The sequence below is a fragment of the Clostridium estertheticum genome (assembly GCF_018861295.1).
GTDB lineage: Bacteria > Bacillota > Clostridia > Clostridiales > Clostridiaceae > Clostridium_AD > Clostridium_AD estertheticum_D.
The window spans coordinates 73,383-86,823 of record NZ_JAHLDM010000023.1; the positions used below are offsets into that span (position 1 = coordinate 73,383).

The following is a 13,441-nucleotide window of genomic DNA, read 5'->3' on the forward strand; positions in this document are numbered from 1 at the left end:
TTTTTACGCTGAAAGTAACACAATACCAATTGAGTTACATTGAGATTGAGGCTACTATATCTATCATTCTAAATTATAAAGAAAAGACCATCTGGGCTCCAGATGGTCTTTTCTTTTGGTTCAAAATAACATTTATTATATTAAATTCATTTTAAATGTAGATATATAACCTATCTTTTAACAAGTGGAAAAGCAATTACCTCTTTAATAGACGTTGCACCAGTTAAAAACATTATCATTCGATCTATACCAATACCTAATCCTCCTGCTGGTGGCATACCTGTATCAATTGCAACTGCAAATTCTTCATCCATAGGACTTGCAGTTGCAAGTCCTGCTCTTAATTTATTTGCTTGTTCATTCAATAATACTCTCTGTCTCAATGAATCATTAAGTTCAGAATACGCATTCCCAAGCTCTATTCCATAAGCATATGGTTCAAATCTTTCAATTAACTCTGGATTATCCCTATGAATCTTGCATAGTGGAGAAGAATCCATTGGAAAATCAATTACAAATGTTGGCTGAATTAAATCTTGCACACAATATTCATCAAAAAGAGCAATAATCAATTCACCTTTAGATGCTTCAATAATATTGAGACCTTCGTCTTGACTTGTTTTTAACAAACCTTTTTCCTTTATAGAATCAACGATTATCTCTTTGCCTAAAACTTCAACATCAATACCAGTATGATTTCTGACTAAATCGCACATTTTTTCCCTCTTCCAAGGTGCTTTAAAATCTATTTCAGTACCATCATAAACCACTTTAGATGTCTCATTAACTTTATTAAAAACATATTCAAATAGATTTTCCATCAAATTCATCATGTCATTGTAATCTACGTAAGCCATATAACACTCAAATAATGTGAATTCAGGATAATGGGTTTTATCAATTCCTTCATTTCTAAATGATCGTGCTATTGTATAAACTCTTTCTATTCCTCCAACCATTAGCCTCTTTAAATAAAGTTCAGGAGATACATTCATGTATACCTCAGTATTCATTGAATTTACCTTAGTAGTAAATGGTTTTGCCTCTCCTCCACCATATTTAGTATCAAGAATTGGTGTAGCTACTTCTATAAATTCTTTTTCATTCATAAATTCTCTTAAAGCCGATATAGCCTTTGATCTATTAATAAATCTTTCTTTAACATCATTATTCATAATCATATCTAAAGAACGGTGTCTTTGCCTTAAATCTATATCCTGGATACCATGGAATTTTTCAGGTAAAGGCCTAATTGCTTTAGAAAGAATAGTTAAATCAGCCATTCTTAATGTTATTTCCTCTGTTTTAGTTTTAAAAACTGTGCCTTGTACACCAATTAAATCTCCAACATCAATTAATTTTATCAGACTATATTTTTCTATTCCTATATTGCTTTTACTTACAAATATCTGAATGTTTCCTGATTGATCTTTAATATTTAGAAACGTAGCATTTCCCATTCTTCTTAAAAACATTATTCTGCCAGCAACTCTAAATGTATCTTCACCGCTTACAGTATTAAAGTTATCTATTATAAAACTTGAATGAGTTACGTTATTATAGGAATATGGATATGGGTTTATACCTCTTTCTATCAATAAATTTAATTTCTTAATTTTCTCAACTATCACTTCGTTTGCATCTGGCATTATTTCCTTTAAAGCATTAATTTCAGTATAATTTTTATACATATCGGATACCACCTTTCATATTTTTACATATAAATCACCAAAATAAAAAAGCTCTCACCCCCAAGACAATAGTCTTGGGGACGAAAGTTAGCGACTTCGTGGTACCACCCCAGTTTATTAATATATTACCATATTAACCTTTTCAAGTACGGTTATTTATATACCTTATACTCTAACCCTATAACGGGAGTACCCGTCAACACCTACCCCTAATCAATTAAGCTCAATGTGAAACTCAGAGGCCTTTTTCAATAAATTCTTCTTTGCTCCTTCTCACCAATGGGAGTTCTCTTTAAAAAAATTTATTTATTTACTCTTCTCTTCAACGTTTTATTAATTTTAACAACTATACAATTAGACGTCAAGTAAAAATATAACTTTCTGAAGAACAAACCCCCTCGTGATGTGAGGTTTAATATATTAAACACCAACCTATTTAATATACTTAAGTAAATGATTTAGTTCATAATTGTAAGATAAGGCATAACAAAAAAATTATATAATCCTAAAATAGTAGAGTTATTTATAAAAATTAATATAGCCGTATTTCATTTGGCCAAGGATTTTCTCTTGCTTCCCTCCACGATTTATCTATATAGCGATTTGTATATTTTTGTTCTAATAAATGATAGAAATAAGTTCCTTTTTTAGTTAGAATATAGCTATTTTCCACTTTAGTAAGTAATCTTAATGCAATACCAATTCTTAATTCAATTTTAAACATTTTCTCTAGATTTACACCAAATAACTTTTTGAATTCATCATTATTAAATTTTAAAGTATATGCATTCCAAAACAACCAATAAAGAGCTCGATTTCTCTCGCTAAACTTCATTGTCATGGCTGTAGGTATTTTGCCATTATTTACACACTTGATATACTCCTCTACTGAAAAAGTATTTAATTTTAAAAATTCCTTTGTTAGTGAAGTCGCACTAGGTCCAAACCCAATAAAGGCATCTCTGGTAATAGATGAATAACGCGAGGTGCCTTTTTTAGCAAAAGTCCAAACAGCTGTTCGATCACACCCTATCTCAACACTAGTTTTCTCCAAACAATTTAGAAGTCGCTTTTTTTCTTCTTTTCCTAAAGGTTTTCTTATATTATTGGCATATGAAAAATCAATAAATGGATATGTAGACACTTGAGTGGCCCCTAATTCAAAGGCCATTAAAAAATCCTTTCTTAAAATATCTTCCCCTTGATTTGCTATACCAAAAATCAAATCAACATCTATAGTATTAAATCCAGCTGCTTTTGCCAATCTTACTTTTTCTGCACCATCAATATATTCTCTACCTAGGGTATTAAGACATTCTAATTGAAAAGATTGTATACCGATACTAACCATATCAAATCCAATGCTTTTAATTTTGAATAAGCTTTCTTTAGTAATATCGCCGGGGTGTAGTTCTATACCAATAGAACTATTTATATTAAAGTTTTTTTTTAAAGCAGTGATAATTTCACCAAGCTCATTAAGCATAAGTGCAGGGCTACCTCCTCCAAAATATACACTTGTTATAACTTTCTTACCTTCATATAGTCTTCCTACCATATTTATTTCATCAATTAATGCAGTTTTATATGGGTTTATCATACTTTCATCATATTTAATTTTATTATAAGGGCAAAAGGGACATAATGTCTTACAAAATGGTATATGTACATATATTCCTATTTCATTTGAATCAAATTCCATTTTATAATCAACGTTAGATGTAAACATTAAAGGTTTAAATGATCTTGTAAGAAGCACTCTTAAAATACTTGTTATCATGGTTTCATACTCCTTTACACATAATTCAGATAGATTTTACCGTAATTTTAATTGTAAAATATAGTTCTATAAATAATAATAGTTTCCTTTTATTTTCTAACTCATGATAAAGCTTTCTTATATTTTAAATTTTTAGCTGTTTTATTTAATTGTTTTATTAATGCACTTGTTTTAAGCTATATATAGGTTGTTAAGCATTTAGTTAAATTTAACTAAGCAATAAATAACAGTTGTGCCTTAACTACTAGAAATATATTGCTTAATCATAAGTTTTTAACTTGTCCTATAGTTAAGCCTGTTTTATCTGCTATGATTTTTGAATCTAATATATCCTTTAACTTTTTAGCTATACTTATTTTTTCTTCTAACCTACCTTCTTTTATATATTCATTTATCATATATTCTTCGTAATCTAAAGATTCTTTACTGTTTTCCCAAACACTCATAGCCTTTTGATCGGTATTTAACTGCTTTAATCCTTCTTTTGTTATCTTTATTTCCATTACCATGATCTCAAATGTACCGTAGCATACTTGTGAGCATGTGTAATCAATTTTTCCACACTTAACTAATTCTTTCACTCTCCAAAATACATAATCATGAGAAATTGCTACCGCACTGTTTTCGATTATAGACCCCACAATACTAGCTGATTTTCTAAATTCCTTTGGGGTATATTTTAACACATCTATATCAAAGTAATTTTCGTCTACACTCTTTATTTGTTCATTTTTGAAAACACGCAATATAGAGTTATCCTTTTTTAATAATTCCCAAGTATCAAGAAGTTGTTTATATTTATTTGAGTTCAGTTTTTGCTTTAAACTGGTATATTTGTCTATATATTGAGGTACAACATCTCCAGCATCTCTAGCTAAATACACATTGTCTTTATCTTTTACTATTGTATCTGTTGCATTTATTAAATATATATTTAAATTCCTATCCTTTAAAAGTTCTAAGGCATATAACATTCCACAAAACTCTTGACTGGAACCGTACCATAAGTATAAAGTATCCTTGTCATTTATTTTAGAAATTTCATTGTAAAATGTATTATAATTTTCCTTTAAGTCATCTGCACCATAATTCTCAAAATACTCCTCTTCATCAACTATACTCCCCCAATTAATTCTTTCTTCAATGTTCACTTCACCCTTTATAGGCCCATGTGAAAGATCATCAGAAAGAACTATAACCTTTTGCTGGCTATCCAGTTCATTCATCCTAATAGCAACTCTAAATTTTCCTCCTGCACTTTCTGAAAAACATATATTAACTATATTATTCATTGTCATACCCCTTTCAAGTTTGCACACCGATAATATCTTGAAGCTGATGATTTAACTTGCTCTACACTTAAACCTGTTTTATCCGCTATAGTCTCTATATCTAATACATCTTTTAAATTTTGGGCTATAGCTATTTTTTCTTCCATTCTACCTTTTTCTCTATATTTATTTTTCATCTCTTGTTCTTGATCTGATTCTTTTTTATACTCTTCCCATATCTTCATTGCATCTTTGTCAGTACTAAGATATTTCAATCCTTCTTGTGTTATTTTTATTTCCATTATTATGAATCCAAACTTGCCGTTGCATTCTATTTTTCCTGCTTTAATTAGTTCTTTTATTCTCCAAAATATATACTCATCCGAAATTTTATTTTTGCTATTACCTACCATATTGCCCACAATTCTAGCTGATTTTCTAAATTCCTTTGGGGTATATTTTAGTATATCTATATCAAAATAATTTTCAGCTACGCTTTTTACCTTTCCATCCTTAAGAACACGCAATATAGAGTCATCCTTTTTTAAAGATTCCCAGGCATCAAGAAATTGTTTATATTCATTTGAATTCAGCTTTCTTTTTGCAGCAGCATATTTTTCTATGTTTTCTGGTATGATTTCTCCCAGATTATTAGCTTGGAATACAGTCTCTTTATGTTTAATAACTTTATGTTTAATAACTGTATCTTTTATATCTATTATATATGTATTTAGCTTCCGACCTTTTAAAAATTCTAAGGTATATAGCATTCCACAGAACTCTTGGCTAGATCCATACCAGATGTATAAAGTATCACTACTATCTATCTTAGAAATTTCATCATGAAACGCATTATAATTTTCTTTTAACTCCTCGGTATCAGAATCAGTAAATAAATTTAATGGATCTGCTCTCTCAATAATATTATACCAATTAATTCTTTCCTCAATATTTACTCCGCCCTTTATAGCTCCCTGTGAAAGGTCATCAAAAAAAACTATAACTTTTTCATTATCATGAAGTTCCTTGGTACTAATAGCATGTTTTAAAGTTGCTCCTGCACTTTGTGAAAAACATATGTTGATTATCTTATTCATAGTTATCCTCCTGTTAAAAAATTACTTATAAAGTGACTATTTCTAAGGATTATATTTACACTCTTGTTGATGAACAATATACGAACATTCTGAAGCTTGTTTATTTTAATCCATCTATAAGCTAAGGGAAAAAATCCAATAGCATCACCACCCTTAATGCCTCATTTTTTACAAGTTCGTCATAAATTATATATTTAACTATAACATAATTACTATAAATAGAGTATATTTACAATTTTTTTAAAATGAGTAAAGCATCAAAATAAATGGATTTTAAATTTAGGCAATGTTTAAAAATGTTGTTGAAATTTAAGAATACATTACTTATACCATCATATATATTAAATAATGCTTTAGGATGGAGATGTTCTTTATGAAATTCAAATCAATAACAATGATAATAGAAATACTTTTATTTGCTGTTGGTGTGGCTGGATGTATAATGATGTTTATGCAAATGAAATTACCAACAGCCATGTTATCAATAATTACAATGCTTTTGATTATTAGTAGCACCTTCGAATTTATAAAAACTCAAAAACTGCGAAAATTAGTATACCCTCTAATTATAACTTATTTTTTTATAGGAATGCCTATTATAGAAAAGCTTACAAATAATGAAGTTTTCTTTGCGGGCTTTGCTGTGTTGGGGTGTGTTATTACTATTATATTTGTTTATAAGGACTTAATAATAACTAACAAGGAAAAAGAATTATCACATTAAGAAAGATAATTAAGATTTTTTTGATACGTTAAAAAATAGAGAAATAGATTTAGTTGAATTTGCAAAGCTATTGACTATAAGCGGAGCAGCATTAAATAGCCACATGTCGGAAGTAAGTAATATCCGATTTGTGGCTATTTAATATTTTATACCTCTAGTGAAATATATTCTATATAGCATCATTAGGGGACACATCATTGTTACATTCTTAGTTTAAGAAATTTTTCATAACAACTGTCAATAAAAAAGCAAAAATAGCGACAATCACTGACATTAATGCAATGTTTCTTATTATATAATCAATTTTTTCTACAGGTTTAAGATTCAAATACGACACGCTTACAGTATCCAAATTGTGGAAAATTAAAACCTTTCCGCTAATTCTTGTACTGTAATCATGGACCTATTAGCAAGGACACTTATAATTCCTAATAATCTATCAATCTTGACGATAATACACTTCTCCATTTCAGTCTTTGTGTTAGTTGCCGTACCCCTATAACAAAAGAAAATCATAGATATCTTTTATAATAATGACAAGTTATATTATATATTTGACAATATAACTTGTCATAAGGGCTAAATAGTGATATATTATATTTTAGCATTGTTGTTTCTCTTGAACCTTTAATGATCATTGTTTTTACAACAATTAAGGAAGTGTGACTTTATGAAGGAAGAATTAATATTAAAAAACAAACTTAAAATAGCTAGAGCAGAGAATAATCTATCCCAAGGAGATTTAGCTGAAATGGTTGGCGTTTCCAGACAAACAATTAGTTCAATAGAAACAGGACAATTTAATCCGACTGCAAAATTAGCATTAATATTTTGCATTGCATTAGATAAAAAATTTGAAGATTTATTTTACTTTGAGTAGACTAATGAACAATAGTAAAGGAAGGTAATTTAATCATGAATAAAGAAGAAATTTTAGAAAAAAGCAAACGTGAAAATTTATGGGAAGACGAAAGAACTAAGCAAGTTAAAAATAAAGCAGAAAACTATGCAGAATCAATAGGAACCTTCATATTACTATTTGTTACACTATGGAAAATGTATCATAAAATGCCACACAATGATTTGATGGCAATTATTGGTATTGAAATTGCAATTGCTTCTCTTTATAAGTATAAAAATAAAACAGAAAAGAAGCTATATTTAGTTACAGGCGTTATGATGTTGTTTGCCTCTATTATATTTTTATTAGATTTCTTTATTAATGGAGTCGGATAGTCCATGGATAAAATTCAAAGGCAACTTATGATTGATAGTAGCACAGTGCCAATTGAGATAAAATATATTCAATCATACCGTATTTACTATAACTAAAACATATTTATAATTCTCTTTAAATTCCTAATAGCCTCAATCTGAAAGTAATTCAATTTCATTTGTGTTACATTCACTATTTTTTAATGTTGTAGTAAATCTCATAAATATTTACTATTTCAACAATTATAACAAAATGTTTATAAACATTTTGTTATAATAGCTCCAACCCCAATTAATATATATAATACCATCATATATACAATCAACATACCAGTTTCAATAGAATGAACACCCATTGAATATAAAACAAGTAAAATAGCCCCGCTACCAAAAAGAACACCGTAAAGTACAATCATAAGATAACGTCTCAAAAGTAGCAGAGTTCGTTCATCAACATCTGGAACATTACCATTTCTTTTTTTATTCCACTTATATAAAATCAAAGTTACGACACTTCCTAATGCTAACCCCCCTATAATAGGCATAACATATTCAATAGGGTCATTACCCCCAATATATATACCCCAAAAACCACCTATCATCATACAGAACATGATAAACACCCAACCAAATATTTGTAACTTTTTCTTTTTCATAATTATTCCCCTTTTTTTCTAGATAAAACAATACATTCAAATATACAATAAGAAAAAGGCTTTAGTTAAATCTACTATAAGCCCTTATATAGCAAAGATTTATGCTGTTTTTACGAATGTAATCTTTTATATTAAATCGTACATTTAGTTTTTATATTCAAATAACTTTTTTCATCTTTATTGAAAGTGTAATAATAAGATAGTGTAAACATCATAAGTTGTAAGGAGTAAATAACTAATCGCTCTGTTAATCCTAAAATATTAAGTTTCATACCCATTCCTATGGGATTAGTTGCTCCTGTTAGTGTTATAACAATGGACATTATTAAAACAAACCTTCCGAGTTTTTTCATTTTTTCTTGCTTTAAGTATCCAACTGCAAGTATAAAACCAGATGCAATTGTAGTGAACACCACCACAATTGTTACTGCGATGTGCATCCTATTTTGAAAATTCATAACCATTTTATCACCAGTCAATGGAAAAAGGCGATATCCAACCATGGAAACAATCTGCATAATCATCATCACAACATATCCTACTCGTGTTACCAAGTGATATTTTCTAAAAGATTTAATGATAAGTCCTGCCACAAATAAAGTTGTGCAAATACCATATACGCTTGTAAAAAAAATAAGGATAACAGCATTTGGAGCACCAACTGCCGTTAGAGAACTAATATCTGTTGTAATCGGATTATATTCTTTCCATAGTAAGTTCCCAATAATAGTATGCAGCATATATCCAACTACACCAACCATCCCCAGTGGCATAGATATTTTTTCGATTTTTTTCATTGGTTATACCCTCCCGATATTAGCTTATTATTACATAACAAGGTTTTTAACTAAAAAAACAGTATTACCGTAATGGATGCTAAAATACTGTCATAACTTACTCAATAATTTCTTTTGGTCTTATAGACATAAAAAAAATAACTCCAAATAAAACTTTAATTAATCCATCTATAATTCCTAAATAATAAAAACTTATATTTAAATCAATCATCCCTATTAACGCATTTATTATTAAAGGAATTGATAGGAATAATGAAAGCTTTCCGTGGACAAATGAAAATGGTATAAAATGAATACCAGTTGCCAATAATGCTCCAAGCCATATTAGTCTAAAGTTATTTGTTGCAAAATATCGACCTGAAAACAGAGACATAAGTACAAACATTGATATTATTGATATATTCCCCATATTTGTTTGGAACTTTGTGTTTTGACCATAAGAAAATTTCTTTTTAAGCAGTGTACTATGAAACATAATACTCATGCCAAGTACATAGCCAATGCCAAATATAAATGGATTTAAGACATATTTGCCACCAATAATTGTACCAAAGATAATTATGAATCCAATCCAAATTAACCAAAGTCCACAGAGACGTTTATTAAGAAATGTTAATTTTTGTCCTTTACTATATCCAATTTTCGAAAAAAGTACTTCCATATTGTAATTTCCCCCTATTTAATATTAAGTAAGTCTGTTATAGATTACAATTTCGAATAATAATATAGGTTTACTTGTGAAGAAAAAAATACTGTATCCAAAATATTTAATTTTAAAGTTTATACTCATTTAGCGAATAAATCGTTGCTTCTGTCACAATTCCAAACATATTCAATGCTTTGAGCAATCTCTATAGCTCCATTAATGGTTGTCCCTTTTTTTAAAAAATATTATATCAGCAAAAGAGATGCCAAAAGCCATACCAAAAGAGATAGCCAATTCTCTAAGCAAATCTACTTTTAATGGTCTAATAACATAGTCAAAGAAATAAGTTGAAGTGCCCAATACAATAAATATTATTATAAATGCAATCATTCTTTTTATTATCTTGTGTGGCAATGATTTTACTTTGTCTAACATACTCCTCTTCCCCCTACTATGAAGTCATTTTTTTACAAATACATCATAAAATATATATTTAACTATACCATAAATACTATAAATTGAGTATATTTACAATTTTTTTAAAATGAGTAAAGCATCAAAATAAATGGATTTTAAATTTAGGCAATGTTTAAAAATGTTGTTGAAATTTAAGAATACATTATTTATACCATCATATATATTAAATAATGCTTTAGGATGGAGATGTTATTTATGAAATTCAAATCAATAACAATGATAATAGAAATACTTTTATTTGCTATTGGTGTGGCTGGATGTATAATGATGTTTATGCAAATGAAATTACCAACAGCCATGTTATCAATATTTACACTGCTTCTAATTATTAGTAGCACCTTTGAATTTATAAAAACTCAAAAACTGCGAAAATTAGTATACCCTATAATTATGGCTTATTTTCTTGTAGGAATGCCTATTATAGAAAAGCTTACAAATAATGAAGTTTTCTTTGTGGGCTTTGCTGTATTAGGGTGTGTTATTACTATTATATTTGTTTATAAGGACTTAACAATAACTAACAAGGAAAAAGAATTACAACATTAAGAAAGATAATTAAGATTTTTTTGATATAGGGTACGGCAAGATTCGTGTTAATTTCAGATATTAACATTAGAACGGTAACAAATCCTACTACACTGCAGCAGGATTTGTTACCCATGGTGGAAGGGGGAGTATCTTATTTGATTCACATATATAGTCTTTCAAACGAACCCTTATTTTTTATTTCTGATAGAACCCTAACTTATTAAACTTATACCATTCGTCAATTTTTTCTACAGGTTTAAGATTCAAATACAACATAATTTCTCTTGCTAATTCTAAAGAAGCCGTACCATTTGCAGTTATTATATCAGAATCTCAAATTGCTTGGGTTTCAACAAAATTGCAATCGCCCTTGTAGTGGGGTGATTGTGACTTCATAAACTCTAAAGTGTTGCCTGAATGTCTGATATCATCCAAATATCCATTCTCTGCCATGAAATTGACAGCATTGCAGATTGCTCCTACCGGAATATGATGTTGAACGGCATACTAAACCACAGATTGAACGGCATTATTTTTCTGATCCATCCAAGCGGAATCGCCAATCGTCATATTCAGTACTATTCATCTATTTTTACTCTTAACATTTTATTCTTAACTTTTACTGCATATTTTAATTCATATGCTGGTACACCATTTTTTATTGATTCTGCAATTTCATCCATTTCCTTTTTTATCTTTTCTTCATCAACATACCAACCAAGTATAATTGATTTTTCTCCCCAAAACGCTCCGCTATTAACACCAATCAACCAATATTTAGGCTCATCGTCTTTTGCTTTGTACATTACATGTGACGCTAAAACTTTATAGCAATTAACAATTGATTTTCCATCATATGATTTAATAGTAATTTTCCCCGTTGGTATAATTATATCATTGGATAAAGTTTTATTGTTTTCAGTGGGCTTTATCTCCCCTAACATCAAATAGTCTAAAGATATATTAAGCTTTTTAGATAAAACAAGCAATTTTTCCATTTCTGGATAGCCACTTCCCTGTTCCCATTTAGAAACTGCTTGACGACTTACTCCAACTATTTCGGATAATTCTTCCTGTGAAATATGTCTTTCTTGCCTAAGTGATTTTAAATTTTCTGCAAAACCCATGACTTTCTACCCCCTCATTTGTTATTATGTGTAAAGTATAATACGTTCTACACTAAAATAACACCAATCTACAATTGCAAATCCGCAACTTGTATTTGCGTTGTTCATAAACTGTATGAAAAAACGTTAAAAGTTCGTGTTATATCAACTTAAACTATTAGTATGAAAATAGGTACTATAATACTAATAGGCATGTACTTGCAAATAATAACACTATTATATAATATTATACTATCAAATATAATTGGAGGAAATATAAATGAAAGTAATAGCAATTAACGGTAGTCCAAGAAAAGATAAAAATACTGCTACTCTTCTAAATAGAGCACTTGAAGGTGCAGCTTCACAAGGAGCTGAAACAGAGCTTATTCAGCTTTATGATCAAAATTACAAAGGGTGTATAAGTTGTTTTGCCTGTAAACTTAAAGATGGTAAAAGTTATGGTAAGTGTGCTGTCAAAGATGATTTAACACCTATTCTTGAAAAGCTTGCAGATGCTGATGCCATTATTTTGGGGTCTCCCATATATTTTGGAGCAGTTACTGGAGAAATGAGGTCTTTTATAGAAAGATTTATGTTCCCATATTTAGTATATGATGCATCCTATTCAAGCCTTTATGGAAAGAAAATACCAACTGGATTTATCTATACCATGAATGTAAATAATGAGCAAATGAAAGCGGTGGGATATGAACAAGGACTTTCATTTGTAGAAAATGCTATGGAAAGACTTTTTGGATCTTTTGAATCATTGATTGTCAATGACACATATCAGTTTAATGATTACTCAAAATATGTTGTAACAAGTTTTGATGAAAAGAAAAAAGCACAAGTTAGAGAAGATCAGTTCCCAAAAGATTGTAAAAACGCATTTAATATGGGAGTAAGATTTGTTAAACACACAATCTTAGAATAAAGCAGGTGAAATAGACGGAACAATTATTCTTTATTCACCTCTACCTATAATACCTGCCTCAATGACAATATACATTCAATCTTAGTAACTATAAGACTCTTCAATATATTATAGATTATGAAGATTTTAACAGCTTTAATATAATTCCACCCACATCTAATGATAGGGGGGAATTATGTCGACATAAAAGAAGATTGCGTATTAAAGTAAATAAGAAGCGTTTAAAAATTTGATTTCGACTTATCAAGTTTAAGTTGTTCTTCGCCCCATATAGACAATTCATTCAATGCAGGAAGTAGCGATTTACCTCTTTCTGTTAGAGCATATTCAACTTTAGGAGGAATCACTTCATATTGGATTCTAACAATAAGATTATGTTCTACCAATTCCTTTAAAGATTTTGTAAGCATCATATTAGTAATACCTTTAACTTTTCGTTTTAATTCATTATATCTAGTGAAATTATTATCAAATAAGTACCACATAATAGGCAATTTCCACTTTTGCCCAATAATC

At 29.1% G+C, this 13,441-nt stretch carries 15 protein-coding genes and 1 other annotated feature; of the genes, 5 read left to right on the forward strand and 10 right to left on the reverse strand.

The window, feature by feature from the left end:
- Positions 1 to 170 precede the first annotated feature (170 nt).
- The 4 genes from lysS to KPL54_RS19255 form a co-directional block, all read right to left on the reverse strand.
- Positions 171 to 1,691 (reverse strand): lysine--tRNA ligase, encoded by a 1,521-nt coding sequence (gene lysS / locus KPL54_RS19240; protein ID WP_216108128.1) that lies wholly within the window; start codon positions 1,689 to 1,691, stop codon positions 171 to 173.
- A 73-nt stretch (positions 1,692 to 1,764) separates the two neighbouring features.
- Positions 1,765 to 2,026: a binding site (T-box leader), on the reverse strand.
- A 197-nt stretch (positions 2,027 to 2,223) separates the two neighbouring features.
- On the reverse strand, positions 2,224 to 3,471 hold the full coding sequence (locus KPL54_RS19245; RefSeq protein ID WP_216108129.1) for a radical SAM protein: 1,248 nt from the start codon (positions 3,469 to 3,471) through the stop codon (positions 2,224 to 2,226).
- 263 nt (positions 3,472 to 3,734) lie between these two features.
- Positions 3,735 to 4,763, reverse strand: coding sequence for a DUF1835 domain-containing protein (locus KPL54_RS19250; protein WP_216108130.1), 1,029 nt, complete (start codon positions 4,761 to 4,763; stop codon positions 3,735 to 3,737).
- Between the two features lie 2 nt (positions 4,764 to 4,765).
- Positions 4,766 to 5,839 (reverse strand): DUF1835 domain-containing protein, encoded by a 1,074-nt coding sequence (locus KPL54_RS19255; protein ID WP_216108131.1) that lies wholly within the window; start codon positions 5,837 to 5,839, stop codon positions 4,766 to 4,768.
- A gap of 373 nt (positions 5,840 to 6,212) precedes the next feature.
- On the opposite strand from KPL54_RS19255, the gene KPL54_RS19260 reads away from it, so the two are divergent.
- From KPL54_RS19260 to KPL54_RS19270, 3 genes are all read left to right on the forward strand, one after another.
- A complete protein-coding gene (locus KPL54_RS19260; protein ID WP_216108132.1) occupies positions 6,213 to 6,563 on the forward strand; it encodes a hypothetical protein in 351 nt (116 codons plus the stop codon).
- Positions 6,564 to 7,233: 670 nt separating this feature from the next.
- Complete coding sequence (locus tag KPL54_RS19265; protein WP_151553675.1) at positions 7,234 to 7,443, forward strand: helix-turn-helix transcriptional regulator; 210 nt, start codon at positions 7,234 to 7,236, stop codon at positions 7,441 to 7,443.
- A 35-nt stretch (positions 7,444 to 7,478) separates the two neighbouring features.
- A complete protein-coding gene (locus KPL54_RS19270; protein ID WP_216108133.1) occupies positions 7,479 to 7,799 on the forward strand; it encodes a DUF6442 family protein in 321 nt (106 codons plus the stop codon).
- Between the two features lie 236 nt (positions 7,800 to 8,035).
- On the opposite strand, the gene KPL54_RS19275 is transcribed toward KPL54_RS19270, so the two are convergent.
- The 4 genes from KPL54_RS19275 to KPL54_RS19290 all read right to left on the reverse strand — a co-directional run bounded on the left by KPL54_RS19275 (position 8,036) and on the right by KPL54_RS19290 (position 10,312).
- Positions 8,036 to 8,434, reverse strand: a complete 399-nt coding sequence (locus tag KPL54_RS19275; protein WP_216108134.1) for a hypothetical protein — start codon at positions 8,432 to 8,434, stop codon at positions 8,036 to 8,038.
- A gap of 131 nt (positions 8,435 to 8,565) precedes the next feature.
- Positions 8,566 to 9,231: a DUF998 domain-containing protein gene (locus KPL54_RS19280; RefSeq protein WP_253203586.1), complete on the reverse strand. Its 666-nt coding sequence runs from the start codon at positions 9,229 to 9,231 to the stop codon at positions 8,566 to 8,568.
- Between the two features lie 97 nt (positions 9,232 to 9,328).
- The gene (locus KPL54_RS19285; RefSeq protein WP_216108135.1) at positions 9,329 to 9,892 is read right to left on the reverse strand and encodes a DUF6609 family protein; all 564 of its coding nucleotides are present in this window, start codon (positions 9,890 to 9,892) and stop codon (positions 9,329 to 9,331) included.
- Positions 9,893 to 10,093: 201 nt separating this feature from the next.
- Positions 10,094 to 10,312, reverse strand: coding sequence for a hypothetical protein (locus KPL54_RS19290; RefSeq protein WP_216108136.1), 219 nt, complete (start codon positions 10,310 to 10,312; stop codon positions 10,094 to 10,096).
- 237 nt (positions 10,313 to 10,549) lie between these two features.
- On the opposite strand from KPL54_RS19290, the gene KPL54_RS19295 reads away from it, so the two are divergent.
- Positions 10,550 to 10,900: a hypothetical protein gene (locus KPL54_RS19295; protein ID WP_216108137.1), complete on the forward strand. Its 351-nt coding sequence runs from the start codon at positions 10,550 to 10,552 to the stop codon at positions 10,898 to 10,900.
- 560 nt (positions 10,901 to 11,460) lie between these two features.
- Here KPL54_RS19295 and KPL54_RS19300 read toward each other — a convergent pair.
- Complete coding sequence (locus KPL54_RS19300; protein ID WP_216108138.1) at positions 11,461 to 12,009, reverse strand: helix-turn-helix domain-containing protein; 549 nt, start codon at positions 12,007 to 12,009, stop codon at positions 11,461 to 11,463.
- A 259-nt stretch (positions 12,010 to 12,268) separates the two neighbouring features.
- Between KPL54_RS19300 and KPL54_RS19305 the strand changes: the two genes are divergently transcribed.
- Entirely contained in the window at positions 12,269 to 12,925 is a 657-nt protein-coding gene (locus KPL54_RS19305) for a flavodoxin family protein (protein WP_216108139.1), read from the forward strand.
- A 221-nt stretch (positions 12,926 to 13,146) separates the two neighbouring features.
- Here the strand turns inward: KPL54_RS19305 and KPL54_RS19310 are convergent.
- Positions 13,147 to 13,441, reverse strand: a 295-nt coding sequence (locus tag KPL54_RS19310) for a winged helix-turn-helix transcriptional regulator (RefSeq protein WP_216108140.1), incomplete at its 5' end; no start/stop codon positions are given.

Excerpts from the sequence above, each read along its gene's own strand:
- KPL54_RS19250 (WP_216108130.1), bottom strand. The coding sequence starts at position 4,763 with ATGAATAATATAGTTAATATATGTTTTTCAGAAAGTGCAGGAGGAAAA.
- KPL54_RS19285 (WP_216108135.1), bottom strand. The coding sequence starts at position 9,892 with ATGGAAGTACTTTTTTCGAAAATTGGATATAGTAAAGGACAAAAATTA.
- KPL54_RS19295 (WP_216108137.1), top strand. The coding sequence starts at position 10,550 with ATGAAATTCAAATCAATAACAATGATAATAGAAATACTTTTATTTGCT.
- KPL54_RS19260 (WP_216108132.1), top strand. The coding sequence starts at position 6,213 with ATGAAATTCAAATCAATAACAATGATAATAGAAATACTTTTATTTGCT.
- KPL54_RS19265 (WP_151553675.1), top strand. The coding sequence starts at position 7,234 with ATGAAGGAAGAATTAATATTAAAAAACAAACTTAAAATAGCTAGAGCA.
- KPL54_RS19270 (WP_216108133.1), top strand. The coding sequence starts at position 7,479 with ATGAATAAAGAAGAAATTTTAGAAAAAAGCAAACGTGAAAATTTATGG.
- KPL54_RS19300 (WP_216108138.1), bottom strand. The coding sequence starts at position 12,009 with ATGGGTTTTGCAGAAAATTTAAAATCACTTAGGCAAGAAAGACATATT.
- KPL54_RS19275 (WP_216108134.1), bottom strand. The coding sequence starts at position 8,434 with ATGAAAAAGAAAAAGTTACAAATATTTGGTTGGGTGTTTATCATGTTC.
- KPL54_RS19305 (WP_216108139.1), top strand. The coding sequence starts at position 12,269 with ATGAAAGTAATAGCAATTAACGGTAGTCCAAGAAAAGATAAAAATACT.
- lysS (WP_216108128.1), bottom strand. The coding sequence starts at position 1,691 with ATGTATAAAAATTATACTGAAATTAATGCTTTAAAGGAAATAATGCCA.
- KPL54_RS19290 (WP_216108136.1), bottom strand. The coding sequence starts at position 10,312 with ATGTTAGACAAAGTAAAATCATTGCCACACAAGATAATAAAAAGAATG.
- KPL54_RS19280 (WP_253203586.1), bottom strand. The coding sequence starts at position 9,231 with ATGAAAAAAATCGAAAAAATATCTATGCCACTGGGGATGGTTGGTGTA.
- KPL54_RS19255 (WP_216108131.1), bottom strand. The coding sequence starts at position 5,839 with ATGAATAAGATAATCAACATATGTTTTTCACAAAGTGCAGGAGCAACT.
- KPL54_RS19245 (WP_216108129.1), bottom strand. The coding sequence starts at position 3,471 with ATGATAACAAGTATTTTAAGAGTGCTTCTTACAAGATCATTTAAACCT.